We start from the raw sequence: 23,354 nt of genomic DNA on the forward strand, positions 1-23,354 counted from the left end.
TCTGTCGCGCGATCGTAACTTGAGCGAGGAAGGCCGAGTCGCAGGCTCGCACTCGCACCCGCAGCGAACGGCGGGAAGGTCTGCAGCGTGTGAGTTCGGGGATGCCTCGATCTCGCGACCGCGGCGAATGCTCGGTTCGATCGGCCGCGCCTCGGCATCTGTAGAAGAGGTAAACGGCAACTTTTGGCCGATCTTGACACTCGTTCTGTGCTGCAAACGCAAAATTCTCGGTCATCGACTGGTATCGTGTGAGCCCGGTCCCGAACTTGGGGATTTCGCGAAACTATTCCACCGCCAAGCAGGTCCGCAGACCTTGCCGCTCCTTTCGTGAAATTTCGTTTCGCGTCCGTGGGCGACTTAACCGTCTGAGCTGGTCCCTTCCCGCGTTTCTAGCCAATCGGATATCATTCGCCGGATCATTTCCGGCCTGGTCGGCACGTCCTCCTCAGTCCGCCGGACGTCATCGATAGCAGCAAGCATGTCCGCATCTATCCGGACCATGACCGGAGAAGTGTCGGCTTTCGGGCGGCCGCGAGATTTCATGATATCTTCCCTTGACTTCACAATATCATAAAACCATGTAAGACGTGCGGACGCAAGAGCGGCAACTCAAGCGCCCGCACTGACCACAGCGATCTGCAAGGAGATCCCTAATGGCTGAGCACGGCCCTACCACGCATCCGGCGCGGTCCGGAACCGATCCGGACTCTTTCTCCACCAACGCCAACGCGCTCGATCGGCTCATCGATCGGCTGCACGCCGCGATCGATCTCGAGGCGCTTGTTGCGCCGCGATTTTTTGATATCTCGCTGTCCAGCATTGCGCACGAGACGGCCGATGCCTGGGCCAGCTGCGAGACGTCCGCGATGCATTTCCTGTCGCGCGCCCACTTGCACCCGGCGCACGCACTCGCCGCCGAACACCTTCTGGATGTCCTCCATGATCGCGGGTGTGATCGTGAGCGGCTCTGCGCTGCGCCCGTCGCACTCCTGAGCGCTGCCGGACGTCTGGCAGGACAGGAGGACATCGAGAGCATCGTGCTGGTGCGGCAGCTGTCGCATCTCGCCGGCCTGCTCCGCGCCGTGGTCGAGGAGGCCGCGCGCTCTTTCGAGGCGGACCCCGATCCGGAGCAGCCGGCAGCGCCGATCCTGCACGCCTGATCTTCACCCCTACCCGCGCAGATCCGCACGTGTCGGATCTGCGCGCCCTTCCGCCAAATGTCCCGAGGAGACCCCGAATTCGCGAAGTCATCCACCCTCCCCTGTGTCATCGATGGCATCGAAGTCGCGGTCCGGCCCGCCCCGGTCGTTGCTTCCCTTCATGAAGCCGCCTCTCGCGCGGGCTTCGAAATTCTCGCCCGCCTCGATGACTGCGCCCGTCTTCTGATCCGGTGCCGCCGGTGCGGCGGTGTCTCGGTCAAACGCCGAAGCGTCGTCCGGGATCATCGTCCGGAATGTCACCACTGCATCCGCGCGCGCCGCGCCCACGCCGCGGCGGAGATCGGGGCAACCCTGCTCGGGGCCGATCCGCAGCACCGCCACTACGGCATCTTTCGGCTGGCATGCGGACACCTCGTCCGCCGGCAATACCTGCGCGTCGAGCGGGCCGCCGACGGTGGCCACGCGGCCGGCTGCGGAGAGTGCCGAGAAGCTCGGTATGCCGACGTCGCAGCTCAATTTGGCTGGTCCCTGACCGGTCCCGCCGAGACCGGCCGGGTCGGTTATCGAAGCTACCGCCACGAATGTGGTCGGACGCAGGATGTCTCGGTGGGCAACATGTCGAATGGGGACGTCGATTGCGCGCGATGCGGAGAGACGTGGACGTCGAAGCCGAGCCAGATCTACCTCTTCCGCATCGATCTAGCCTGCGGGCGGATCCTGAAACTCGGCTATTCCTCGAACCCTCGGCGGCGCCTGCGCCAGCAGCTCGGGATCGCGCGCGATGTCCCGACGCGGATCCTCCGGACGGTGCAAGTGTCGACCGGCCATCAGGCCGTCTGCGTCGAGAAGTCGGCCCATGCCGAGATGCGCCGGCACCATCCGGACCTGATCGTTCCCAAGAGCGCCTATGGCAACGCGATCAACACGCGCACCGAGATCTATCGCGCGGACGCCGAGGCCGTCCTTTGCGCGATCCTGGATCGGATAGAGCGCGACCTCGCCTCCTGATCCCGCCGCATCCTTGAGCCCTTCGATCCGGACGGCCCTCAGGCTGTCCGCTCCCCTTCCGCCACCGGAGACCCGCCCATGCCCCGATCCACTTCACTGCCATGGTCCCCTTTTGCGCGGTCCTTCGCCCGCGACGTGCTCGCGGAGCTGGCACGGGCACGCATCCTGCTCGACCGCGCGCTGTCGCAGCGCCCTCACGGCATGGCCGCTGTCGCCGATATCGAGACGCTTCCGCTCGCAGACCGGGTCGCCGCAGACTATCGCGGCGTGCCTGCCGCGAGCACCATGACCGAGGCCGAGATCGCGGCCTGCATCGCGGCCGGTCGCGATCCCTGGGCCGAGGATCTGCATGGCCGGCCGCACAAGCGCATGATCTCGGCCCCGCTCGCCGGCATGAGCATGGCGCTCCGCATCCTCGCGCAGATGCCGACCGAGGACGATCTTCGTCGCGTCGGCAAGAGCGGCGCGCTGACGGCGATCTCCATGCCATCGCGCGCGGAGCGCACGTATCTTCACCAGGAAGCGCATGATCTTCTCACCGCCGTCTCGCGCGCTGCGAAAGTCCGCGGAATCGCGTGGGAAAATCCGGCAATCCGGATCCACGGTGCAGACACGGACGGAGTGCGCCGGGACCACGCGCGGGAACGGACCGAGTTCGAAAGCGCCCTCAACCGGTCCATCGCGCGGGGCAAACCGATCTGCGCCGTCGTGGGATTTCCCCACGATCTGCCGGGCAACGGTTACGCGGTCGCGGACCGCGTGTTTCCCATGCCGACGCTCTCCGCAGAGATGGTACTGGAGCTTCTGCGCGCGACGCATTCCGTCACCGGCGAGATCGCCGAGGACGCGGTGCGGGATCGGCTCCCGAATGACGACAAGCTGGCAAGCCTGCCGCCGCCCCTCCTCGAACATGCGTTCGCCGCCGAAACCACCCTCGAGGTTACCGAGCGGCTCTCCCGATACGTCGAGCGTCGCAAGCCCGCCTCGGGCCCCATCCTCGACGACATGGCGTTACCCACATCCTTGCGCAATGACCTCGACAGCATGCTCGCCGACCTCGGCGCATGGCGGACCGGGTCACTGGACTGGTCAGAGGTCTCCAGTTCGCTCTGTCTTTCCGGCCCACCCGGCACCGGCAAGACCCTGCTCGCGAGCGCGCTTGCGGGCAGTGCTGGTATCCCACTCGTGGCGACGTCATACGCCGAATGTCAACGCCATGGGCATCAAGGTGACGCGCTGCGGGCTCTCCACGACGCCGTCGAAAAAGCCATGACCGAGGCCCCCGCGGTGGTCCTAATTGACGAGCTGGACTCGTTCATGGTCCGGGGCGGCGATAGCCACAGCGCACGCTACAACGTCGGCATGGTCAATGGATTGCTCGAGCAGCTCACGCGGCTGCATGAAGCTCCCGGCGTACTGCTCATCGGCGCGACAAATCATCCCGAGCGCGTCGATCCCGCGATCCTGCGCCACGGGCGCTTTGACCGCCACCACACATTGCGCGAACCCGATCAAGCCGGCATCAGGCTCATCCTGGCGCGTAACCTCGGCGGCGGCTCGGGGTGCCTCGACCTGGCGCCGCATGCCGTGCGCCTCTCGGGCTGTTCCGGCGCAACCGTCGCGGCCGTGGCGCGCGACGCGAAAAGCCGTGCTCGGCGCGAGGGCGCGACGATCCGCGAAGATCACCTCGACGCGGCTATCCAGCAGATGGCACCGGACCGATATGGTGAGCATGTGTGGCGTATTGCTGTCCATGAGGCCGGCCACGTCGTGGTCAATTGGCGCCTGACTGGAGAGATCCCGGGCAAGGTCCGCATCACGCCGCATGGAGGCGAGGTCGCCGGCGCGCATCGCCCGGTCGAGACGCTCGACAGCGCGCACGACCGCATCGCCGCGCTCTTGGCCGGGCGCGCTGCGGAACGCGTGCTGATTGGTTCGATCTCGAGCGGTGCAGCCGATGATCTGCGGCAGGCTACCGAGCTCGCATACAACATGAAACATGTGTGGGTGCTCGACGACGAGCATCTGCTTGCGCTCCCACCGTCGACCGGCCGCATGCTACCGGGAACACCGCTCGGCGACGACTTGGAACGCGTTCTTCGAGGCGAGGCGGAGCGTGCGGAAGAGCTCGTCCATGGAGCCAAGGACCTCGTTGCGACGCTTGCACATGACCTCGTCGAGCAACGGGAGGTCAGCGCTGAAAAAATCAAGACCATCCTGGAAAGGATGCTGGGCGATCGGCGCGTGGAGACGACTTCCAATTCGACCCGACCGACCGGTTCCACGCTTGGATAGTAGACCCCGGCCGTAGTCCTGGTACCTTCCTCTCATTATCCGAGGTCATGATCGATCTTACACTTGTAGAGAATGTCCGCCGCGAAGCGCGCAAGTCGTAGCGATCCTTGTGGAACACCACGGGATCAACGAGCGATGGACGTGTCGGGTGCTCAACTGTTGCCGGATAACCATGCGCTGCAAGCGATCTGACAAGATGACCTCTTTACCGTGAGCGACTCAAGGAATTGACGCGGGTGCCGCGCCGGTTCGGCTGCTGGCGGCTGCGAGTCTTGCCTCGCGCCACTTGGGAAACGAGCTGAACCACAAGTGCCTGTTTTGCATCTACCGTAAAGACCAGATGCACTTCCGGCGCCGCGGCGAGCGCAAGCTGGCCATAAGCACGCGGGCTCTGAGGACGTTGTCGCGGGGTCCGAGGGTACCCGCACGCCGAACTCTCATCGCCCTGAAACGTAACCCAGGTGGTCAAGCTTTGCCCATCCAGTGTCCGCAAGGGACCGACTGTATCGCCGGATTTAGCCGCGCAAGCATCTCATCTCGAAACTGCGTGGTGTCGCGATACGTCCGGTCCGTTTCGTCCTGCGGTGTGTGTCCGACGATATCCTGAACGACATCCTTTGCAATCGCGCTGTCATTCCGCATCAGGGTAACAAACCGGTGGCGCCACGAATGGAAGACCTTGCCGACAAGGTCGGGGCCAAGCTGTTCATCCAGGACCTTTTTCCAGTCCTTGTAGAACACGCCACCATAGGAGCCCCCTGCCGTAGGTTTCAGCTCCGGGAAGAGGTCGATCTCCCCGCGGTCCCGCAAGCCGTCGACGTAGTCCCTGAAGCCGAGCTCCATCAGGCCATCGTGGATTGGAACGCAGCGCCGTGAAGACTTGTTCTTGAGGCGCCTGTTCCGATTCGGCCGGATGTCGAAATGGGGAATCGAGTGATCCGTAACTACGTCGTCCAGCATCATTCCCGCGATTTCTTCCCGTCGCATACCGGTGAGATCAGCGATTATTGGCATCCAATAGAGCCCGAAATCGGCGAACGACCTACCGTCTCTGCCCGTTTCAGGGCAGCGCCCCTCACGCCAGACTGGGTGATCCGTCAACTTGGTGACGTCGTCATCCGAGAACGCAAGGCGCTCGTTGCATTCGCCATCTTCAGGGCGCGAATACAGATCCTCGAAGAACAATGTCGCCTGCGGCACGATGCCGTGTTTCGCACGTGCGAAAGTCAGGAAATCCTTGATGATACCGAAGTTGCGATTCTTTGTGTTGGCGGACAGGCCGACGTCTTCCTCTGGCAGGTCCTCTGCACGTTCTACCAATTCGTGGATGGTCCGATCTCTGTCCGCCCGGCTCTTGCCGTGGATCTTCGGAATTTTGTCCATGGTATCGCCGTATTGTGCAAGATCCGACTGGGTCAGATCGATCAGAAATCTGGCCGAGATCGCCTGGGAGAAATGACGCAGCACGGACCTCCTCTGCCTGACGTCCTTGGCGATCTTCTTGGCTTCTCCCTCGCACTTCGTCCGCTTGTTCTTGGCATCAAGATGAGCGGCAATCAGGTCCGCGATGCCGTCATTGCGCGCATTCTGCACCGCGCCTTCGGCGTTGGTCTCTCGGACTGGGCGGCCGTAGATTGCGGAGAAGTGTGCAACATTCGCCTCAGGTGTTTCGACGATCATCGACTGAGTAGGCTCTGCCTCGCCACCCTGATTTACATGATCGTAGCACGCTTTCTCATCAAGAAGACGGAAGGGGCCGACACTGGCTCGACGGTCCGAGGCCTCGATCGCCATTGCGCGCGCACGTAGCCGGAGGGCAATGCTCGCACGGACATCAGGCTGCGAAAGGTCATCTCTTCCGATCACTGTCTCCGCCGCATCCTTCACGCCACGGAGGAAATCCGGTGACCGGAGCTCCGCTCGCAGGCTCTCGATTTCTTTACAGATCGTCAGAAGATGACCTTCCGTGAACCCGTCCAGCATTAGATCACGGCGATCTTCGTCGATCAGGCAAGCGCCGGACCCGCGCGCCGCCACGATACGCAGCGCGACCGACCGGCACTTCTCGTCGAAGTACCGGGTCCGCCACTCCTCAGGTGACGACGCTTCGGGCTCGTAGTAGCGTTCCTCGTCGATCCGGGTAAGGGCTTGGGCCACTTCCGCCGCGAGAAAACGCTGAGCCTCAGCGTGAGAGATACGCTGGCTTTTCACGGCGAGGATGAATGCCAAGAATTTTTCGTTTACAATGGCAGCGAGACGATTTGCCGACGAAAAGTTTCGGGTCCTCAGGCTGACCTGCAGGAATCGACCCTTGCCGAAGGCCTTCGGCACCCTCCGGCGCCAGACGTATACGGCACCGCGGCGGTGGACATGATTGATCCCGTGCATCTTCATCTTCCCTTGTTTGGGAGATGCGGAATGACGCGCGAACGGCTGCCTGTATCACACCCATGTTGCACACCCATGTGATGCACTGGGGAAAAAGACGCTGTTCGGCGGCAGAAATTACATATCTATCAACACTTTACGGGAAGGCTGGCTGGGGTGGTAGGATTCGAACCTACGGTACACGGTACCAAAAACCGCTGCCTTACCGCTTGGCTACACCCCAACTGGCGGGCTACTTACGATGGGGCCGCGCGGGGATCAAGACCTTCCGGCGGGAAAATCGGCGGCGGGGCGATGCGGGCCCCGGAGGCGCGGATCGCAAGATCGGGCGGGGTCCCGGACACGATGTCTGCCGCCCCCTCGGGGTCGAGCGCGGCGCGGCCGCGGCCGGCGCGCTTGGCGGCGTAGAGCGCGACGTCGGCACGGGCGATCATGGCCTCGGGATCTACCGGGTCCCCACCCGCGTGCCAGGCGATGCCGATGCTGGCCGAGACATGGCAGGGCTGGCGGTCGTAAAGCACCGGCTGCTCGAGATCGGCGATGAGCCGCTGCGCCACCGCGAGGAGATGCGGCGCGGGATGCACGCCGGGCAGGACCAGCAGGAACTCGTCGCCGCCGATGCGAGCGGCGGTGTCCTCGGCGCGCAGATGGCGCACGATGGCGGCGGCGGCGTGCTGCAGCACCCGGTCGCCCGCGCCGTGCCCGAGGGAATCGTTCACCTGCTTGAAGTGGTCGAGATCGAGGTGCAGCACGGCGAAGGCCTCGCCCGAGGCGGCGGTGCGCGCCAGCACGTGATCGGCGGCGCGCCGGTTCTTGAGCCCGGTCAGCGTGTCGGTGAAGGCCTGTTCCTCCGCCGCGATGCGGGCCGCCTGCAGGCGACGGTTGAGCCTGCGCGAGGCTTCCATCGCCGCCGACTTGGCCTCGAGCACGAAGAGCATCTCGACGGTGAGGTCTGTCGGCGGGAAATCCGCACTGGTCAGCGCGTGATTCTGGACCGCGGCACCGACCGAGATCCCGAAGGAGAGGTTGACCACCGCGCCGCCGCCGCGGTCGGGCAGCAGGTGCGCGATGAAGCCGGTGCGCGGCGGGTCGCGGAAGCGCAGGTGCAGCTTCCGGTCGCCCGCGCCCTGGAGGGCCGCGAAGTCGTGCACGCGGCGGGGGCGCACCACCTCGAAGAGGTCGAGGAACGCCCGCCCCTCCCACGGCGCCGGCGCCACGAGCTTGCGCAGGGTCGGCCCGGCGTCGAGGATGCGGCCCGCGCGGTCGAGTTGCACATGCATGGGACAGAGCGCCTTGAGCAGGCGCCGCTCGAACGTCACGGCACCGCCCTCCGCCGGTCGGCGCCGAGGACGAAGCTGCGCCCCTCGGCATAATCGGCCTCGACCAGGTGGACCGTCACCTCCTCGGACCCGTCGGGCAGCGCGCGGTGCTCGAGAAGGGCCAGCGCGCCGTAATCGTCGGCCATGGCGCGCAGGAGGCCCACCAGCACGTGGCCGAAGCCCGGCCAGTCGGGCCCGCCCTCGATGCGGAAGACGAGCCCGGCGCCGTCGTGCAGCTCGATCTCGGGCAGGTCGAGATCGGGCACGGCAAGCCGCACGCGGTCGGGCAGTTCCTCCAGCGAGTGCAGGAAGTCGAGGAAATCCGTGCCGCAGAAGCGCAGGAGCCGACGGATCGACTGCGCGTTCGGATGCGAGACGAGGTAGGTGCCCACGTCCTCGAGCATCGCCTCGGGCGGTTTCTGCAGCACGCGCGCGGCGGCATCGCGCAGCCGGCGCGTCATGTCGGAATCGTAGGGCAGCATCGCCTCGAACTCCTGGTCGTCGAGCCCCGCGAGCCGCAGCGCCTCCTGCGGCGCCCATGCGCCGTAGGTGTCGAGCAGGAAGGACAAGAGCACCCCGTTCACGAGACCCAGCATCAGAACACTCCGCGGCGTGCCGGGGACGATGCCAGCCAAAGTTTAACCGTCGGGTAACGCGCTGGATTTTAACGATGCGCGGTGCGGAGGGACGGCGCGGCGGCGTCGAGCCAGCCCGGCAGCCCGCCGATATGGGGCAGGACCGCGTCCGCCGCGTCCTGCAGGTCGGCCGCCGTCGCGGGCCCGGTCAGCACGGCGAGCGCGGTCATGCCGGCGGCGCGCGCGGCGTGCAGGTCGTGCAGGCTGTCGCCGACCATCGCGATGCGCGCGGGCGGGATGCCGACCGCGTCGGCGAAGGCGAGGAGCTGGCCCGGCGCGGGCTTGCCGCCGAAGCCGCTGTCGTAACCCGCGACGAAGTCGAAGCGGTCCGCGACGCCCGCCGCGTCGAGATGCGCCCGGGCCGCGGCGGCCGCGTCGTTCGTCGCGACGCCGAGCCGCAGCCCGCGAGCGGCCAGCGCGTCGAGAAGCGGTGCGAGCGGCACCGCCGGAACCTGCGGGGCGCGCGCGGCCTCGGCGACGAGCAGCGCCTCGAGCCGCTCGAGGCGGGCATCCGGCAGGTGCGGGAGGAGGCGCAGCGCCGCCTCGCGCGTGGTACCGGCGATCACGGGGCTTTCCGGCAGGAAGCGGCAGGTCGCGCGGTCGAAGCCGATGGCGGCGGCCAGCGCCTCTGCCCTGCCCCTGTCGGGCCCCGCGAGCCGGGCGAGCAGCGCGTCCGCCCACGCGTTCCACGTGGCGGCGAAGTCGAAGAGCGTGCCGTCCTTGTCGAAGAGGATCGCCTCGATCCGTCGGGCGGTGAGGGTCACGTCCAGTGGACCGCGCCCCCGCCCGGCAGCGCCTGCCGCGCCGCCATCGGAAGGCTGTAGTCGAGGCCCGTGTCGTCGCAGAAGCGCCGGACCCAGGCATCGTCCATCAGCAGGAAGTCGAGCACCGCCCCCTGGAAGTCCGGATCGGACAGGTTGGCGCGAAAGCTGTCCTCCCCGGCGCCGGTCGAGCCCATGAAGACCGGCAACAGCTCGTCGTCCGCGGCGAGCCAGGCCACGGCCTGCAAGCCCACGGTTTCGGCAATGTCCTGCGAAATGCTCATGTCCCGTTAACCTGCGAAACGGATTCTTAACCAATCGAACTAAAGACTGGCGCAAGGTCGTGGGCAAGGCCCCGCAAAGCGGGCCACCACCACAAAGAGGATGTCCACATGCCGGGCCGCATTCTGATCGCGGACGACATCGCCACGCAGCGGATCGGCCTGCGGGTCAAGCTGGCCTCGGCATGTTACGACGTCCTCCAGGCGACGTCGGGCACCGAGGCGCTCGACGTCGTGCGCCGCCACCGGCCGGACCTTGTCATCGCCGCCGACAGCCTGCCCGACATGAGCGGCGTGCAGCTCTGCGCGTCGCTGCGGGCGCTCGGGGGCGACGCGCCGCCCTGCGTGCTCGTCCAGCCCGCGGACATGCCCGAGGCGCGGGTGGCCGCCCTGTCGGCCGGGGCCGAGGACGTGCTGGTCCGGCCGCTCGACGAACCCGTGCTGCTGGCGCGGATGCGCAGCCTCCTGCGGGCACGCGATTCGGAACGCGAGCTGCGCCTGCGCGAGGACACCTGCCGCGCCTTCGGAATGGCCGAGGCGGGCGCGGCCTTCGACCGGCCGGCACGCATCGCGCTGCTCGGCGACCGCGGCGCGGCCGACATCGAGCGTCTGGCGGCGGACCTGCGCCGTGACGTGCGCGGCGCCGAGATCGTGCTCGCCAAGCGCGAGGAACTGCTGCGGAGCGCGCCGGGCCGCTGGGAGGTCTGCGTGATCCTCGCCGGCCCGCGGCCGCGTGGCAGCCTCGACCTCCTGAGCGACCTGCGCGCCAGCGCCGCCACGCGGCGGGCGGCGATCCTCTACGTCGCGGCCTCGGGCAACGGGCCGCAGGCGGCGACGGCGCTCGACCTCGGGGCCGACGACATCCTCGTGGGCAGCCCGCCGGCCATGGAACTCGCCATCCGCATCCGCAAGCAGGTGACGCGCAAGAAGGTCGCGGACCGGCTGCGCGACACCGTGCGCGAGGGGCTGCGGGCGGCGCTGACCGATCCGCTGACCGGGCTCTACAACCGCCGCTACGCGCTGCCGCATCTCGACCGGGTGGCCGAGGCGGCGCGCGCCGCGCGACAATGCTGCTCCGTCCTGATGGCCGACATCGACGCCTTCAAGGCGATCAACGACCGGTACGGCCACGCGGTCGGCGACCGCGTGATCGCCGCCGTGGCTTTGCGGCTGTCGCAGAACCTGCGCGCCTCGGACCTCGTGTCCCGCTATGGCGGCGAGGAATTCCTCATCACCCTGCCCGATGCGGACCTCGCGCAGGCGCAGGTGACGGCGGCGCGGCTCTGCGCGCAGGTGCGTACGCACCCGGTGCCGGTGGGCCCCGACGTCGCGGCGGTGCCCGTGACGATCTCGATCGGGGTCGCCGCGGGTCCGGGCACCGGGCCCGAACCCGGCCGGCGGATGATCGAGCTTGCGGACGCTGCGCTCTACGCGGCCAAGACCGGGGGCCGCGACCGGTACTTCGCCGCGGCCGTCGTCGCGCTCGACCCCGTGCCGGGCGCCGCCGCGGACCGCGCGCCGCGCGAGCCCGCCGCGGCTCAGCGCCGCTCGGCGAGGCGCGCGATCTCGCGCGAGAGCCGCTCGGCATAGGCCGCGCGGTCCTCGGGGGCCATGGCGGCGAGGAACTCCACCAGCACCTCCTGCCCCCGCGCACGCCGCTCGGTCGCCCGCTCGTTCTGCTGCCCCAGCGCGCGGTCGAGCGCTGCGGGATCGAAAGGATCGGCGCGCAGCGCCGCGGCCGTCTCGCGGTAGCCGTCGAGGAAGGCCGCGCGGCGCGCGGCGCGGTCCTGCGGCGCGTCCGCGTCGCGGCCCATGTCCTGCCGGATGGCCTGCCGCAGGGCGCGACGTTCCTCCTCGGTGAAGGCGCGGTAGTAGACGAAGCCGTGATCGGGCCCGCGCGCGCCGCCGCGATGGGGCCCCTCGCGCAGGAACGTGCCCGCGACGATGCCGCCGACGACGAGGTTCGCGGCCAGCGACAGGACAAGCGCGATGCGCATCCAGCGGCCGCGGCGGGGTTGTGCCGTCTCCATGCCTAGCGCTCCGTCAGCAGGGCGACGTCGAAGACCGTCGCCGGTTCGACCAGCGCCGCGAACTCGCCCTCCGCGGTGCCCGCGCCCAGCACGTCGGCCACCGCGTCGGGCGGGCTGACGCCGATCCAGATGCCCGCGCAGGTCGCCGCGACGAGTGCCGCGGCCTCGGGCCAGGACCGCCGGAGCGCCGCGCGCCAGCCGCCGCGGCCGGTGCGCGCCCGCACCGCGCGGCGCCGGGCCTGCGCGGTCACGGCATCGTCGGCGATCCGCGCCAGCAGCGCCGCGGTGGGCGTCGGCGTGGCCTCGCGCGCGGCACGGAAATACGCCTCGAGCGGGTCGTCGGGCCGCGATCTGTCAGGATCGGTCATCTGTGTACCCCAGGTCTGCGCGCCGGCCGAGCAACCGCTCCTCCAGCGCCCGCTTGCCACGCGCGACGAGACTTTCCACCGCGCGCGGACCGATGTCCATGATGCGGGCGATCTCGGGATTGCCGAGACCCTCGAGGTGCCGCAGCACCACCGCCTGCCGCTGCCGCTCGGGCAGATCCGCGAGCGCCGCGTGCAGCGCCGCGGCGCGGTCCCCCGACAGCATCCGCGCCTCCGCCGAGGGCGCCTCGTCGGCGACCTCGGGCGCGTCGTCGAGCGGGCTGCCGCGCCGCCGCCGGATCCGGTCGATGCAGAGGTTCGCCGTGACCCGGTAGAGCCATGTGGTGATCCGCGCCTCGCCCGCACGCCAATCCGGGGCGATGCGCCAGAGCTTGAGCATGGCCTCCTGCGCCACGTCCTCGGCCTCGGTCGCGTCCGACAGGAGCCGGCTCGCATGGGCGAAGACCCCGGGCACGAGGCGCAGGGTCAGCGCCCGTGCGGCCGCCGCGTCCCCGGCCGCATAGAGCGCCAGCAGCTCCTCGTCGCTTCGCTCGTCCATCGCGTCCAGCGGCACCGTCTTCCCGTCCTGCGCCTATGCCGTTCCGCCCGCATCCGCAACGGCCCCGCTCCGCCAATGACGGCGGCGCGGGGCCCGTGCCTCAGCGGTCGTGATGCCGGTCGCGCATCGCCGCGTGGCCGGCCCGCATCTCCTCGCGCGAAAGCGCGCCGTCGCCGTCTGTGTCGAGCCTGTCGAACATCGCGCCGCGGTCCCGGCGGGACTCGACCTCGGCGAGACTGAGCGTGCCGTTTCCGTCCGAATCGAGCCGCTCGATCATGCGCGCGATGCGCGCGTCACGCCGGGCGACCCGCATCGTCTCGGCCTGCGCGGCCATCTCCTCGGCGGTCAGCTCGCCGTCGCCGTCCGCATCCGCGGCGGCAAAACGCGCGCCGGCCGGGTCCTCGAACTCCTCGGCGCTGACCGTGCCGTCGCCGTTCGCATCGAGCCGGGAGAAGCCCGCGCCCCGCTCGTGCTTGTGGTGCATCATGCCGCCGTCGCGTCCCTGCGCGTCGGCCGCCGCGGGGGCCAGCGCCAGCGCGGCGCAGAGAGCCGCCGCGCCCGCGGCCATGAGGGTGGATGCTCGAACCATCTGGGTCTCTCCCGTTGTCCTGTTCCTGTGTCCGGGCGGAGCGCGTCTGCCTCGTTCCGACCTGTCTGTCGAACGGGCGGGGCCGCGGCTTCCGTCGCGCGGGCGATCACGGCTGCGTGAGACGGAGCCCGCCCCGCCGCGCGACACGGAGCCGCAAGACCGCCACTGGGGGTTTCAAAACCGGGCGCATGGGACCATGGTGCCGCCGTGCCGCCCCCGGAGTGCAAGACATGACCCACGGAAACGCGATCGAGACGCGCGAGGAGCGCCCCACCTGGCCCGCGCTCCGCCGCGGCTGGCGCCGGCGTTGCCCGAATTGCGGCAGCGGGCACATCCTGTCGGGCTATCTCAAGGTGCGCGACGCGTGCCCGGTCTGCCGCGAGCCGCTGCACCATCACCGCGCCGACGACGGCCCGGCCTACCTGGCCATCCTGATCGTCGGGCACCTGATGGCGCCGCTCCTGCTGTTCGTGTTCGAGACGTGGCGGCCGGAGCCCCTCACGCTCTTCACCATCTTCGCGGTTGGTTGCACGGCGCTCACGCTGTACCTTCTGCCCCGGCTGAAGGGCGCCATCGTGGCGTTCCAGTGGGCGCGGTTCATGCACGGCTTCGGCAGAGCCGCGTGACCCGCACGCCCGCCGCGACATCGGGACGGGCCAGCGACATGACCGACGGCAAGGACAGGGTGCGCGACGCCGCGACGGTGATCGTCCTGCGGGACCGCGCGACCCGGCCACGCATCCTGATGGGCCAGCGCGGGGCGCGCGCGGCCTTCATGCCGAACAAGGTGGTGTTCCCGGGGGGCGCGGTCGACCCGGCGGATCACGCGGTGCCGCTGGCGCGGGCGGTCCCCGCCCCATGTGCCGACCGGCTGGCCGAAGGGGCCGCGACCGACCTCGTGCACGCGCTGGCCGCGGCGGCGATCCGCGAGCTGTTCGAGGAGACGGGTCAGGTTCTGGGTCGGCCCGGCGACTGGCCGGGGACCCTGCCGCAGGACTGGCAGGATTTCGCGGCGACCGGCCACGTGCCCGATGCAGGCGGGTTGCAGTTCGTGTTCCGCGCCATCACGCCGCCGGGACGTCCGCGGCGGTTCGACGCCCGCTTCTTCCTCGTCGACGCGGCCGCGCTCGCCGGCGATCCCGACGATTTCTCCGCCGCCTCGGACGAGCTGTCGCACCTGCGCTGGGTGCCGCTCGACGAGGTGCGCAAGGTGGACATGCCGTTCATCACGGAGGTGGTGCTGGCCGAGGTCGCGGCCCGCGCGCACGATCCCGCGCCGCCCGCCTCGGTGCCGTTCTTCCGCAACGACGACGAGGAAAGCCTGTTCCTGCGCCTGCGCGGGCAGGCGGCGGGCACGCCCTGAGGCGGCGCCCGCCGCCGACGGTCAGAGCGCCTTCTGCAGCGCCTCCGCGAGGTCCGTGCGTTCCCACGAGAACCCGCCGTCGGCATCCGGCTCGCGGCCGAAATGGCCATAGGCCGCGGTCCGCTCGTAGATCGGCCGGTTCAGGTCGAGATGGGTGCGGATGCCGCGCGGCGTCAGATCCATGACCCGCGGGATCGCCGCCTCGATCGCCTCGGGATCGACGCGGTCGGTGCCGTGCGTGTCGCAGTAGATCGACAGGGGCCTCGCCACGCCGATGGCGTAGGACAGCTGGATCGTGCAGCGTTCCGCGAGCCCGGCGGCGACCACGTTCTTGGCGAGGTAGCGCGCGGCATAGGCGGCCGAGCGGTCGACCTTGGACGGGTCCTTGCCTGAGAACGCGCCGCCCCCGTGCGGGGCCGCCCCGCCATAGGTGTCGACGATGATCTTGCGCCCGGTGAGCCCCGCATCCCCGTCCGGACCGCCGATGACGAAGGTGCCCGTGGGGTTGACCCACCACTCGGTCGTGTCGGTGAACCACTCCGCCGGCAGCACCTCGCGGATGTAAGGCTCGACGATCGCGCGGATGTCGGCGGAGCTCTGGCTCTCGTCGGCATGCTGGGTCGACAGGACGATCTGCGTCACGCCCACGGGCTTTCCGTCCTCGTAGCGCAGGGTCAGCTGCGACTTGGCGTCGGGACGCAGGAGCGGCTCCTTGCCGGATTTCCGCGCCTCGGCGAGCTTGAGCAGGATCTGGTGCGCGAAGAGGATCGGCGCCGGCATCAGCGCCTCGGTCTCGTTCGTCGCGTAGCCGAACATGATGCCCTGGTCGCCGGCGCCCTCGTCCCGGCCCGCCTGCCCGGTCACGCCCTGCGCGATGTGGGCGGACTGTTCGTGCAGGTAGTTCGAGATATCGCAGGTGGCGTGGTGGAAGGCATCCTGCTCGTAGCCGATGTCCTTGATGCAGGCTCGCGCGATCTCGGGGATGCGCTCCATGTAATCCTTGAGCTTGTGCTGGTCGGCGAGCCCGACCTCGCCGCCGATCACCACGCGGTTCGTGGTCGCGAAGGTTTCGCAGGCAACCCGGGCGAGCGGCTCCTCGGCGAGCAGCGCGTCGAGGACGGCGTCGGAAATGCGGTCGCAGACCTTGTCGGGATGCCCCTCCGAAACGGATTCGGAGGTGAAATAGTAGGATTTGCGGGACATTGAGTGCTCCATTGGATAACGCTGCCACGCCAGGAAGCCGTTGTGACAGGTCTGTGGCCGCCCTTGCGGCCACCGTGACGCGTCTGCCTAGACCGGGGCCCCGACAGCGTCAACGCGAAAGCTTGCGCCGCCGACCGGGCGAAACCGCGCCGGCGAGGGCCGCGAGCAGGATCGCCAGCGCCGCGGGCAGGTCGCCGCTTCGTGCATAGGGCGTGGGCGGCAGCGGCGGCGGCAGGCGGTGGTCCAGGTGACCGGCCTCGCCAAGGGGCAGCGACGCCAGCACCCTGCCGCCGCCGTCGATCACCGCAGAGACGCCGGTATTGGCCGCGCGCAGCATCGGCAGCCCCTGCTCGATCGCCCGCATGCGCGCCTGCGCGAGGTGCTGGTAGGGGCCCGACCACGTGCCGAACCACGCGTCGTTCGTCAGCTGCAGCAGCATGCCGGGCCGCTCCGGCGCGCCGCCCACGTCCTGCGGAAAGACCGCCTCGTAGCAGATGAGCGGCAGCGCGCGGCCGAGCGATCCGAGGTCCATCAGCCGCGGACCGGGCCCGGGCGTGTAGCCGCCCTCGGCCCGCGCGGCGAGCCCGGAGACGTTGATGTGCCGGAAGAGCCAGCGCGCCGGCATGTATTCCCCGAAGGGCACGAGGTGGTGCTTGTCGTAGACGTCGCGCACCTGTCCGCCGGGGCCCAGCACGTAGGCGGAATTGTAGTAGCGGCCGCCCTCCTCGCGCTGGATGCCGATGACCACGGGCGCGCCGCGGGCGGCGTCCGCGATGATCTCGTTCGCCTGCCCCGCATTGTCGAGCAGCATGGGCAGCGCAGTCTCCGACCAGACGATCAGGTCGGGGCGCTCGGGGCCCGCGGCGGTCGCATCCACCTGGCGACGGAAGAAGATGGGCACGAGTTCGCTCTGCCACTTCTCGTCCTGCGGCGCGTTGGGCTGCACGAGCCGCACGACCGGCCGGCCGTCGAGATCCGCCGCGGGCGGCGCGAGGAGCGCCCCGCCGCCGAGGAGCGCGGCGCCGGCCATGGCCACGGCCGCGCCTGCGCGCCAGTCGCGCGCGAGGACGGCGCGCGCGCCCCCCCACGCGGCGGCGAGCGTGACGAGCGTCAGGCCGTGCGGCCCGAGAAGCGCGGCCCAATGCGCGGCGGGCGTCGGCGTCCAGACATAGCCCACGAGGCCCCAGGGAAATCCGGTCAGCACGTAGGCACGCGCAAGTTCAGCCAGCGCCCAGAACGGCACGATGCGCCAGCCGCCGCCCAGGCGCGCCGCCGCCCAGAACGCCGCCGCCCAGAAAAGCGCGAGCCCGCCGGACAGGCCGAGAAGGCCGAAGGGCGCCATCCAGCCGGTGACGGCCGCGTCGATCAGGAACGGCTCGACGATCCAGGCCATGGAGACGGCGAAATAGCCCGCGCCGAACGCCCAGCCGGTCCAGCCCGCCCGCCCGGGATGCATCGCCCCGGCAAGCAGGACCAACGCGCCCACGAGCCCCGCGAGTGCGACCGGCCAGAGGTCGAAGGGCGCCTGGCCCGAGGCAAAGGCCGCGCCGCAGAGTGCCGCCGCGAGCGGACGGGCCAGTCTGCGGACGCGGCGCTCCGACGCCAGCGCGGCGTCAGCCATGGTCCGGGTGGACGGCTCCCGCGGCGCGTCCGGTCAGCGCGCCGGTCCCGGTCGCGCCGGGCAGCCGCACGCGCAGCCGCTTGATCCGGCGCGGATCGGCGTCGACCACCTCGAATTCCAGCCCGTCGGGATGCGGCACGACCTCGCCGCGGGCCGGCACGTGGCCCGCCAGCATGAAGACCAGCCCGCCCAGCGTGTCGATCTCCTCGGGGTCGATGTCCTCGTCGTCGGTCAGCTTGCGCCCGATCGCCGCCTCGAATTCCTCGAGCGGCGTCTTGGCGAGCGCGAGATAGCAGCCCGAGCGTTCCTGGGTGAAGTTCTCGGCCTCGTCGGTGTCGTGCTCGTCCTCGATCTGGCCGATGACCTGTTCGATCAGATCCTCGATCGTCACGAGCCCGTCCACGCCGCCATATTCGTCGATCACCAGCGCCATGTGCCGACGTTCGGTCTGCATCTTGGTGAGCAGCACGCCGATCGGCATCGAGGGCGGCACGAAAAGCAGCGGCCGCAGGATGCGCTTGAGGTTGAAACGGGTGTCGCGCCCGTTGAAGCCATGCTTCAGCGCGAAGTCCTTGAGGTGCGCGAGGCCGACGGGAGTGTCGAGCGTGCCGGAATACACCGGCAAGCGGGTCATCCCGCTCTCGCGGAAGACCTGAACGAGGTCGTCCCGGGTGATCGTGTCCGGAACCGCCACGATGTCGGCCTTGGGGATGGACACATCCTCCACCCGCATCCGGCGGAGGTTCAGGAGGCCCGGCGCGCCCTGCACGCCCGTCATCCCCCCGTGTCCGTTCATCTTCTCCTCGTCGTCGTCCTCCGACGATCCGAAGCTGAAGAAGCGTCTGAAGAAGCCACCCTCTGCGGGGTTCTGCTCTTCGTCCTGGTTCGTCTCGGGCGCGCTGTGCGCTGCCGTAGACGAATCGTCGCTGTCGCCCATCTGTGTCGTGAACCCTGTCATTCTACGGGCCGTTCGGCCCAGTCAGTCCGGAAGCGCAGTTCCTTACGCACCGTCACGCGGCGCATATGGGTCCTCCACCCCCAGTTCGGCAAGTATGGCAGCCTCGGTCGTTTCCATCAACGTCGCGTCGCCATCCCGTTCGTGGTCATAGCCCAGAAGATGGAGCGTTCCGTGAACGACAAGGTGCGTCACGTGATCCGCAAGCGGTTTTCCGCCGATCTCTGCCTCGCGGAGGCAGGTGTCGTATGCGATGGCGATGTCCCCCAGTTCGGCCGGGCCGTGCGGCCCGCCGGGCTCGGGCCGCGCCGGCGCACCGCCGTCCGCCTCGGCAAATAGCTCCTCCGCCGGCCAGCTCAGCACGTTCGTCGGCTGGGGTTTGCCGCGAAAAGTGCCATTCAGCTCGGCGATGCGCGCGTCGTCGCAGCCGAGGACCGCGATCTCGAAGCCCGCGGGATCGAGGCCCAGATGCGCCAGCGCCGCCACCGCGGCACGTTCCGAAAGCCGGTCGAGCCCCGCCGCGTCCCAGCGGGGATCCTCGATGACGGTGTCGGTCAGCATCACGCGCGCCGGCGCCTCACGCCGTGCCCTCCGCGTCGCGGTCGTAGGCCTCGATGATTGCGGCCACCAGCGGGTGGCGCACCACGTCGCGCGCGGTGAAGTAGTTGAACGCGATGCGCGGCACGTCCTTCAGCAGGCGCTCGGCATCGGCGAGGCCCGAGGGCACGCCGCGCGGCAGGTCGACCTGCGTGCGGTCGCCGGTGATGACCATGCGCGAGCCTTCGCCGAGACGGGTCAGGAACATCTTCATCTGCATCGACGTGGCGTTCTGCGCCTCGTCGAGCACCACGAAGGCGTTCGACAGCGTCCGCCCGCGCATGAAGGCCAGAGGCGCGATCTCGACCTGCTTCTCCTCCATCATCCGCGCCAGCATCTTGCCCGGCATGAAGTCGTTCAGCGCGTCGTAGAGCGGCTGCATGTAGGGGTCGACCTTCTCCTTCATGTCGCCGGGCAGGAAGCCCAGCCGCTCGCCCGCCTCGACCGCGGGGCGCGACAGGATGATGCGGTCGACCTGGCCGTGGATGAACATGTTCACGCCGACGGCGACCGCGAGGTAGGTCTTGCCGGTGCCCGCGGGCCCGATGCCGAAGCAGAGCTCGTTCTGGTAGAGCGCCCGAACATAGGCCTTCTGCGCCTCGGTGCGCGGCTCGACCAGCTTCTTGCGGGTCTTGATCTCGAGCGGCGAGGACCCGAACATGTCGAGCTGGTCGTCGGGCACGGGCGCGGCCGACACGCGGAACTCGCGGTCGATGTCGCCCTGCCCCACGCTCTTGCCCTGCTCGAGCCGCTGGTAGAGTGCCGACAGCACCTCCTGCGCCTCGTGCTGGGCGTCGGGTTCGCCGTGGATCATCAGCACGTTGCCGCGGCGCAGGATCTGCACGCCGAGACGCGTCTCGATGTCCGTGAGGTTCCGGTCGAACTCTCCGCAGAGCTCGATCAGAAGCCGGTTGTCGGGAAATTCAAGGACGGCTTCGCTGAGGGTGCCTGTGCTCACACGTGTCTCCGGTTCCGGGCCTTCGGCCTCAAGGTGGCGTTGACGGCGCCGATAGGCAAGGCGCGCCGGCCGCGCGTTGCCCTTCGGGCAGGCAAAAAGGGCCGCGCGGGGCCACGCGTGCAAGGCCCTGCAGCGCGTATGGGCATCCGTCCCCTCAGAGCGGGTCGCCGATGACCGAGGTGGACCCGCCCTTGAAGTCGCCGACGACGGTGTTGGGCGGCGCGATCCCCGAGCAGACGGGCTTGCCGTACTTGTCGAGTCGCTGCGAGAGGTAGCCCTCGACCCCGTCGTCGATGATCCAGTGGTCGCAGCCGTTCGGATCGATCCAGATGCCGGCCTGCATGTCGGCGAGGTCGTCGCGGTCGAAGAAGTTGCGATCCTGGCTCTTGTCGGGCCCGATCGGCGTGTCGCAGGCCGCGAGTGCGCCCAGGGCCGCGAGCGCCAGGGCCAGTCGTGCATGGATCATGGTGCTGTCCCCCGGGATCACTGGATGCAGATGATTTCGACGCGGCGGTTCTTCGCCATGCCCTCGTGCGTGCCGTTGGTGGCGACCGGCATGCGCTCGCCGTAGCCGCGCACGTCGACGATGTTGGCGCCGACCGCGCGGCCCACCGCGGCGACCGCGTTCGCCCGGTTGTAGCTCAGCCGCATGTTGTAGGCGTCCGACGCGCGGCTGTCGGTGTGTCCCGCCACGACGAAGGCCGCCGCCGTCGAGGACGCGAAGAACTGCGCCAGCCGCTGCTGGCCGGCCCTGCTGATGCGGTACTTGTCGGTGGCGAAGAACTGGTCGGTGTTCATGACCCCGCAGACGTTCTGCCGGCGGCAGACGGGGATGCCGTCGCGGGTGACGTGCGGGCTCATGTAGCCTTCGACGCCGTCGTCCATCACCCAGTGCTCGCAGCCGTCCGGATCGACCCAGATGCCCGGAATGTAGGTCTCGGTCCGCGGGGTGCGGTCCTGCGTCGAGATCACCGCGCCCGCGCCGGGCGCCTCGGCCGCGACGGGCATCGCGAGGGCGGCAGAAGCGAGCGCGGCAGCGACGGCAGCCACCGTCCTGCGCACCGATCCGGAGAAGTCTTGCACCACCTGTCCTGTCCCTCGTTACCTGTCCGTGCGCGACCGACGTCGCCGCCGCAGCGCGGCTTCGGGACGTCCCGCCCGGCTGCCCGCGACGGTCCCGGTCACGAAAAGTCTACCAAGTAAATTGCGCCTGTGAAGCCAAAAACCACCGCATCTTGTGGTCCACAGCTGCGCACGCACCGACTCGCACGAGGGGCGGCAGGACGGACGCACGCAGCCGGTCTGTCGCCGCCGCCGCAACAATGCCGCATTCCGGGCGCCACGGATGCCTGCAGGGCAACAGAATCCGAAAAGACTTGGGCAGGATTGCGGCGGCGGCTACGATGCGGATCGTGCCCGTGGGGAGGACATGCCACGAGCCCGGCCCGTCCGGTCGGCCCGGCGCCATGTCCGGGGTCGTGTGAAGAGCCTTCCGCTCGCCAGAAAAGGATACGCGGTATGAAGAAGTTTGCAATTGTGCTGGCGGTCGCGTCGGGTCTTGCCGCGCCGGTCGCGGCGGACCACAAGCACCATCATCATGGACATCACGGGGACGACATCAGCCGTTTCCAGGGCGGCACGATCATCGTGAGCTGCTTCCGCGGCCCGTGGAACGACGTGATCTGGGACCGGCCGAATTCCAAGTTCGTCGACAGCCTCGTGGCCATCGGCTACGACTTCCCGACCGCGCACGCGGTGGCGGAACGGGTCTGCCGCGACGACCGGCTGGTGAACAATCCCGAGGGCCTGAAGTCGGAGATGCGTCGCATCTACTACGACGCGCGTTCGCGCAAGACGCTCGGCCACTGATCGCTGCACGAGGGCCGGCCGGCGACGCCCGGGCGGCCCATCGGGCTCAGACCAGCGCGCCCGTCAGCGAATTGGGCCCGCTCGCCGTGATCCGGACCCGCCGGAGGTCGCCCGGAGCCACCGTGCCCTGCGCATCGGCCACGTGGACCGCGTGCAGGTAGTCGGACTTTCCGACCATCTGTCCCGGCATCCGGCCCGGCTTCTCGAACAGCACGCCGACCTCGCGGCCGACCATCGCGTCCTGAAGCGCGCGCTGCTGCCGCGACAGGAGCGCCTGCAGCCGCTGCAGGCGCTCGGCCTTCACGTCCTCGGGCACCTGGTCGCGCTCGGCCGCGGGCGTGCCCGGCCGGGTCGAGTACTTGAACGAGAAGGCCGAGCCGTATTCCACCGCCGCGATCAGGTCGAGCGTGGCCTGGAAATCCGCCTCCGTCTCCTCGGGAAAGCCCACGATGAAGTCGCCCGACAGGTGCAGGTCCGGACGCGCCGCGCGCAGCCGCTCGATCACCCGCAGGTAGCTGTCGGCGGTATGGTTGCGGTTCATGCGCTTGAGGATCCGGTCCGACCCCGCCTGCACCGGCAGGTGAAGGTACGGCATGAGCTTGTCGCAATCGCCATGCGCCGCGATCAGGTCATCGTCCATGTCGTTCGGATGCGAGGTGGTGAAGCGGATGCGCTCGAGCCCGTCGATCTCCGCGAGACCGCGGATCAGCCGTGCAAGCGACCAGTCGCCGCCGGGCCCCGCGCCGTGATAGGCGTTCACGTTCTGCCCGAGCAGCGTGATCTCGCGCACCCCGCGCTCGACGAGGTCGCGCGCCTCGGACATGACCTGCGCGACCGGACGCGACATCTCGGCCCCACGGGTATAGGGAACCACGCAGAAGGCGCAGAACTTGTCGCAGCCTTCCTGCACCGTCAGGAACGCCGTCGGTCCCCGCGCGGCCTTGGGCCGCGATCCCATGCGGGCGAACTTGTCCTCCTCGGGAAAGTCGGTGTCGACCGCCCGCGCGCCGCCGCGCGCCTGACCCACGAGATCCGGAAGGCGGTGGTAGCTCTGCGGTCCGACCACGAGGTCGACGAGCGGCTGCCGGCGCAGGATCTCCTCGCCCTCGGCCTGCGCCACACAGCCCGCGACGCCGATGCGCAGGTCGGGTCGCGCGGCCTTCAGCTCCTTGTAGCGGCCAAGCTCGGAATAGACCTTCTCGGCCGCCTTCTCGCGGATGTGGCAGGTGTTCAGCAGGATGAGATCCGCGTCCTCGGCCGTGTCGGTGGCCACGTAGCCCTCGCCCGCGAGCGCCTCGGACATGCGTTCGCTGTCGTAGACGTTCATCTGGCAGCCGTAGGTCTTGACGAACAGCTTCTTCGGGTCGGCCATGGCGCGGCGCCTCCGGTCCGGGTCGG

The 23,354-nt window shown here is 69.1% G+C and carries 26 protein-coding genes, 1 tRNA gene and 1 riboswitch; of the genes, 7 read left to right on the forward strand and 20 right to left on the reverse strand.

Annotation, left to right across the window (positions count from 1 at the left end; all coding sequences use genetic code 11):
* Positions 1–357 precede the first annotated feature (357 nt).
* Positions 358–543 carry a ribbon-helix-helix protein, CopG family gene (locus tag RISW2_RS23990; RefSeq protein WP_341872013.1) on the reverse strand — a complete coding sequence of 62 codons (186 nt, stop codon included), beginning with the start codon at positions 541–543 and terminating at the stop codon, positions 358–360.
* A 110-nt stretch (positions 544–653) separates the two neighbouring features.
* On the opposite strand from RISW2_RS23990, the gene RISW2_RS12885 reads away from it, so the two are divergent.
* Entirely contained in the window at positions 654–1,160 is a 507-nt protein-coding gene (locus RISW2_RS12885; protein ID WP_043771876.1) for a hypothetical protein, read from the forward strand.
* 87 nt (positions 1,161–1,247) lie between these two features.
* Here RISW2_RS12885 and RISW2_RS23545 read toward each other — a convergent pair whose 3' ends face one another.
* Positions 1,248–1,676 (reverse strand): hypothetical protein, encoded by a 429-nt coding sequence (locus RISW2_RS23545; RefSeq protein ID WP_156943847.1) that lies wholly within the window; start codon positions 1,674–1,676, stop codon positions 1,248–1,250.
* A gap of 99 nt (positions 1,677–1,775) precedes the next feature.
* Here RISW2_RS23545 and RISW2_RS23550 point away from each other — a divergent pair, with 99 nt between their 5' ends.
* A complete protein-coding gene (locus RISW2_RS23550; protein ID WP_156943848.1) occupies positions 1,776–2,168 on the forward strand; it encodes a GIY-YIG nuclease family protein in 393 nt (130 codons plus the stop codon).
* A 78-nt stretch (positions 2,169–2,246) separates the two neighbouring features.
* Positions 2,247–4,463: an AAA family ATPase gene (locus RISW2_RS23555; protein ID WP_051492016.1), complete on the forward strand. Its 2,217-nt coding sequence runs from the start codon at positions 2,247–2,249 to the stop codon at positions 4,461–4,463.
* Positions 4,464–4,928: 465 nt separating this feature from the next.
* Here the strand turns inward: RISW2_RS23555 and RISW2_RS12900 are convergent, their stop codons facing one another.
* The 6 genes from RISW2_RS12900 to RISW2_RS12925 all read right to left on the reverse strand — a co-directional run bounded on the left by RISW2_RS12900 (position 4,929) and on the right by RISW2_RS12925 (position 9,850).
* A complete protein-coding gene (locus RISW2_RS12900) occupies positions 4,929–6,851 on the reverse strand; it encodes a site-specific integrase (protein ID WP_162164329.1) in 1,923 nt (640 codons plus the stop codon).
* Between the two features lie 148 nt (positions 6,852–6,999).
* Positions 7,000–7,074 (reverse strand) — tRNA-Gln (locus tag RISW2_RS12905).
* A gap of 13 nt (positions 7,075–7,087) precedes the next feature.
* Positions 7,088–8,170 carry a GGDEF domain-containing protein gene (locus RISW2_RS12910; RefSeq protein WP_244437560.1) on the reverse strand — a complete coding sequence of 361 codons (1,083 nt, stop codon included), beginning with the start codon at positions 8,168–8,170 and terminating at the stop codon, positions 7,088–7,090.
* Positions 8,167–8,766, reverse strand: coding sequence for a heme NO-binding domain-containing protein (locus RISW2_RS12915; RefSeq protein ID WP_043771885.1), 600 nt, complete (start codon positions 8,764–8,766; stop codon positions 8,167–8,169). Before RISW2_RS12915 ends, RISW2_RS12910 begins: the two co-directional genes overlap by 4 nt.
* Positions 8,767–8,834: 68 nt before the next feature.
* Positions 8,835–9,569: an HAD family hydrolase gene (locus RISW2_RS12920; protein ID WP_043771887.1), complete on the reverse strand. Its 735-nt coding sequence runs from the start codon at positions 9,567–9,569 to the stop codon at positions 8,835–8,837.
* Positions 9,566–9,850, reverse strand: a complete 285-nt coding sequence (locus RISW2_RS12925) for a DUF3572 domain-containing protein (protein WP_043771889.1) — start codon at positions 9,848–9,850, stop codon at positions 9,566–9,568. Before RISW2_RS12925 ends, RISW2_RS12920 begins: the two co-directional genes overlap by 4 nt.
* Before the next feature lie 108 nt (positions 9,851–9,958).
* Between RISW2_RS12925 and RISW2_RS12930 the strand changes: the two genes are divergently transcribed.
* Positions 9,959–11,437 carry a diguanylate cyclase gene (locus RISW2_RS12930; RefSeq protein ID WP_051492017.1) on the forward strand — a complete coding sequence of 493 codons (1,479 nt, stop codon included), beginning with the start codon at positions 9,959–9,961 and terminating at the stop codon, positions 11,435–11,437.
* On the opposite strand, the gene RISW2_RS12935 is transcribed toward RISW2_RS12930, so the two are convergent.
* The 4 genes from RISW2_RS12935 to RISW2_RS12950 all read right to left on the reverse strand — a co-directional run bounded on the left by RISW2_RS12935 (position 11,386) and on the right by RISW2_RS12950 (position 13,390).
* The gene (locus RISW2_RS12935) at positions 11,386–11,877 is read right to left on the reverse strand and encodes a periplasmic heavy metal sensor (protein WP_043771891.1); all 492 of its coding nucleotides are present in this window, start codon (positions 11,875–11,877) and stop codon (positions 11,386–11,388) included. The genes RISW2_RS12930 and RISW2_RS12935 overlap by 52 nt on opposite strands.
* A 2-nt stretch (positions 11,878–11,879) precedes the next feature.
* Positions 11,880–12,245, reverse strand: a complete 366-nt coding sequence (locus RISW2_RS12940; RefSeq protein WP_051492018.1) for a hypothetical protein — start codon at positions 12,243–12,245, stop codon at positions 11,880–11,882.
* Positions 12,232–12,801, reverse strand: a complete 570-nt coding sequence (locus RISW2_RS12945; protein ID WP_051492028.1) for an RNA polymerase sigma factor — start codon at positions 12,799–12,801, stop codon at positions 12,232–12,234. Before RISW2_RS12945 ends, RISW2_RS12940 begins: the two co-directional genes overlap by 14 nt.
* A 100-nt stretch (positions 12,802–12,901) precedes the next feature.
* The gene (locus RISW2_RS12950; RefSeq protein ID WP_084615387.1) at positions 12,902–13,390 is read right to left on the reverse strand and encodes an EF-hand domain-containing protein; all 489 of its coding nucleotides are present in this window, start codon (positions 13,388–13,390) and stop codon (positions 12,902–12,904) included.
* A gap of 230 nt (positions 13,391–13,620) precedes the next feature.
* Between RISW2_RS12950 and RISW2_RS12955 the strand changes: the two genes are divergently transcribed.
* Together RISW2_RS12955 and RISW2_RS12960 are read left to right on the forward strand one after the other, a co-directional pair.
* On the forward strand, positions 13,621–14,016 hold the full coding sequence (locus RISW2_RS12955) for a DUF983 domain-containing protein (protein ID WP_043771895.1): 396 nt from the start codon (positions 13,621–13,623) through the stop codon (positions 14,014–14,016).
* 38 nt (positions 14,017–14,054) lie between these two features.
* Positions 14,055–14,753: an NUDIX hydrolase gene (locus tag RISW2_RS12960; protein WP_043771897.1), complete on the forward strand. Its 699-nt coding sequence runs from the start codon at positions 14,055–14,057 to the stop codon at positions 14,751–14,753.
* Positions 14,754–14,774: 21 nt separating this feature from the next.
* On the opposite strand, the gene metK is transcribed toward RISW2_RS12960, so the two are convergent.
* The 7 genes from metK to RISW2_RS12995 all read right to left on the reverse strand — a co-directional run bounded on the left by metK (position 14,775) and on the right by RISW2_RS12995 (position 21,095).
* Positions 14,775–15,956 carry a methionine adenosyltransferase gene (metK, locus tag RISW2_RS12965; RefSeq protein WP_043771899.1) on the reverse strand — a complete coding sequence of 394 codons (1,182 nt, stop codon included), beginning with the start codon at positions 15,954–15,956 and terminating at the stop codon, positions 14,775–14,777.
* Between the two features lie 4 nt (positions 15,957–15,960).
* Positions 15,961–16,008, reverse strand: a riboswitch (SAM-SAH riboswitch).
* 57 nt (positions 16,009–16,065) lie between these two features.
* Positions 16,066–17,577 carry an apolipoprotein N-acyltransferase gene (gene lnt / locus RISW2_RS12970; protein ID WP_156943849.1) on the reverse strand — a complete coding sequence of 504 codons (1,512 nt, stop codon included), beginning with the start codon at positions 17,575–17,577 and terminating at the stop codon, positions 16,066–16,068.
* Positions 17,570–18,514, reverse strand: a complete 945-nt coding sequence (locus RISW2_RS12975) for a hemolysin family protein (RefSeq protein WP_043771901.1) — start codon at positions 18,512–18,514, stop codon at positions 17,570–17,572. The genes lnt and RISW2_RS12975 overlap by 8 nt, the downstream gene beginning before the upstream one ends.
* 63 nt (positions 18,515–18,577) lie before the next feature.
* Positions 18,578–19,093, reverse strand: a complete 516-nt coding sequence (ybeY, locus tag RISW2_RS12980; protein ID WP_043771903.1) for an rRNA maturation RNase YbeY — start codon at positions 19,091–19,093, stop codon at positions 18,578–18,580.
* A 16-nt stretch (positions 19,094–19,109) separates the two neighbouring features.
* Positions 19,110–20,087 carry a PhoH family protein gene (locus tag RISW2_RS12985; protein WP_043771905.1) on the reverse strand — a complete coding sequence of 326 codons (978 nt, stop codon included), beginning with the start codon at positions 20,085–20,087 and terminating at the stop codon, positions 19,110–19,112.
* A 154-nt stretch (positions 20,088–20,241) separates the two neighbouring features.
* Positions 20,242–20,553: a hypothetical protein gene (locus tag RISW2_RS12990; protein ID WP_043771907.1), complete on the reverse strand. Its 312-nt coding sequence runs from the start codon at positions 20,551–20,553 to the stop codon at positions 20,242–20,244.
* Positions 20,554–20,570: 17 nt separating this feature from the next.
* The gene (locus tag RISW2_RS12995) at positions 20,571–21,095 is read right to left on the reverse strand and encodes an OmpA family protein (RefSeq protein ID WP_051492029.1); all 525 of its coding nucleotides are present in this window, start codon (positions 21,093–21,095) and stop codon (positions 20,571–20,573) included.
* A gap of 510 nt (positions 21,096–21,605) precedes the next feature.
* Here RISW2_RS12995 and RISW2_RS13000 point away from each other — a divergent pair.
* The gene (locus tag RISW2_RS13000) at positions 21,606–21,956 is read left to right on the forward strand and encodes a hypothetical protein (RefSeq protein WP_043771909.1); all 351 of its coding nucleotides are present in this window, start codon (positions 21,606–21,608) and stop codon (positions 21,954–21,956) included.
* A 46-nt stretch (positions 21,957–22,002) separates the two neighbouring features.
* Here the strand turns inward: RISW2_RS13000 and miaB are convergent, their stop codons facing one another.
* On the reverse strand, positions 22,003–23,328 hold the full coding sequence (gene miaB / locus RISW2_RS13005) for a tRNA (N6-isopentenyl adenosine(37)-C2)-methylthiotransferase MiaB (RefSeq protein WP_043771911.1): 1,326 nt from the start codon (positions 23,326–23,328) through the stop codon (positions 22,003–22,005).
* Between the last annotated feature and the right edge of the window lie 26 nt (positions 23,329–23,354).

It is taken from the genome of Roseivivax isoporae LMG 25204 (assembly GCF_000521865.1).
Lineage (GTDB): Bacteria > Pseudomonadota > Alphaproteobacteria > Rhodobacterales > Rhodobacteraceae > Roseivivax > Roseivivax isoporae.

Excerpts from the sequence above, each read along its gene's own strand:
- RISW2_RS12935 (WP_043771891.1), bottom strand. The coding sequence starts at position 11,877 with ATGGAGACGGCACAACCCCGCCGCGGCCGCTGGATGCGCATCGCGCTT.
- RISW2_RS12995 (WP_051492029.1), bottom strand. The coding sequence starts at position 21,095 with ATGCCCGTCGCGGCCGAGGCGCCCGGCGCGGGCGCGGTGATCTCGACG.
- metK (WP_043771899.1), bottom strand. The coding sequence starts at position 15,956 with ATGTCCCGCAAATCCTACTATTTCACCTCCGAATCCGTTTCGGAGGGG.
- RISW2_RS12940 (WP_051492018.1), bottom strand. The coding sequence starts at position 12,245 with ATGACCGATCCTGACAGATCGCGGCCCGACGACCCGCTCGAGGCGTAT.
- RISW2_RS23990 (WP_341872013.1), bottom strand. The coding sequence starts at position 543 with ATGAAATCTCGCGGCCGCCCGAAAGCCGACACTTCTCCGGTCATGGTC.
- RISW2_RS12930 (WP_051492017.1), top strand. The coding sequence starts at position 9,959 with ATGCCGGGCCGCATTCTGATCGCGGACGACATCGCCACGCAGCGGATC.
- RISW2_RS12945 (WP_051492028.1), bottom strand. The coding sequence starts at position 12,801 with ATGGACGAGCGAAGCGACGAGGAGCTGCTGGCGCTCTATGCGGCCGGG.
- RISW2_RS12955 (WP_043771895.1), top strand. The coding sequence starts at position 13,621 with ATGACCCACGGAAACGCGATCGAGACGCGCGAGGAGCGCCCCACCTGG.
- RISW2_RS23550 (WP_156943848.1), top strand. The coding sequence starts at position 1,776 with ATGTCGAATGGGGACGTCGATTGCGCGCGATGCGGAGAGACGTGGACG.
- RISW2_RS12885 (WP_043771876.1), top strand. The coding sequence starts at position 654 with ATGGCTGAGCACGGCCCTACCACGCATCCGGCGCGGTCCGGAACCGAT.
- RISW2_RS12960 (WP_043771897.1), top strand. The coding sequence starts at position 14,055 with ATGACCGACGGCAAGGACAGGGTGCGCGACGCCGCGACGGTGATCGTC.
- RISW2_RS12900 (WP_162164329.1), bottom strand. The coding sequence starts at position 6,851 with ATGCACGGGATCAATCATGTCCACCGCCGCGGTGCCGTATACGTCTGG.
- RISW2_RS12950 (WP_084615387.1), bottom strand. The coding sequence starts at position 13,390 with ATGGTTCGAGCATCCACCCTCATGGCCGCGGGCGCGGCGGCTCTCTGC.
- RISW2_RS12925 (WP_043771889.1), bottom strand. The coding sequence starts at position 9,850 with ATGAGCATTTCGCAGGACATTGCCGAAACCGTGGGCTTGCAGGCCGTG.
- RISW2_RS13000 (WP_043771909.1), top strand. The coding sequence starts at position 21,606 with ATGAAGAAGTTTGCAATTGTGCTGGCGGTCGCGTCGGGTCTTGCCGCG.
- lnt (WP_156943849.1), bottom strand. The coding sequence starts at position 17,577 with ATGGCTGACGCCGCGCTGGCGTCGGAGCGCCGCGTCCGCAGACTGGCC.
- RISW2_RS12915 (WP_043771885.1), bottom strand. The coding sequence starts at position 8,766 with ATGCTGGGTCTCGTGAACGGGGTGCTCTTGTCCTTCCTGCTCGACACC.
- RISW2_RS23555 (WP_051492016.1), top strand. The coding sequence starts at position 2,247 with ATGCCCCGATCCACTTCACTGCCATGGTCCCCTTTTGCGCGGTCCTTC.
- RISW2_RS12975 (WP_043771901.1), bottom strand. The coding sequence starts at position 18,514 with ATGGGCGACAGCGACGATTCGTCTACGGCAGCGCACAGCGCGCCCGAG.
- RISW2_RS12990 (WP_043771907.1), bottom strand. The coding sequence starts at position 20,553 with ATGATCCATGCACGACTGGCCCTGGCGCTCGCGGCCCTGGGCGCACTC.
- miaB (WP_043771911.1), bottom strand. The coding sequence starts at position 23,328 with ATGGCCGACCCGAAGAAGCTGTTCGTCAAGACCTACGGCTGCCAGATG.
- ybeY (WP_043771903.1), bottom strand. The coding sequence starts at position 19,093 with ATGCTGACCGACACCGTCATCGAGGATCCCCGCTGGGACGCGGCGGGG.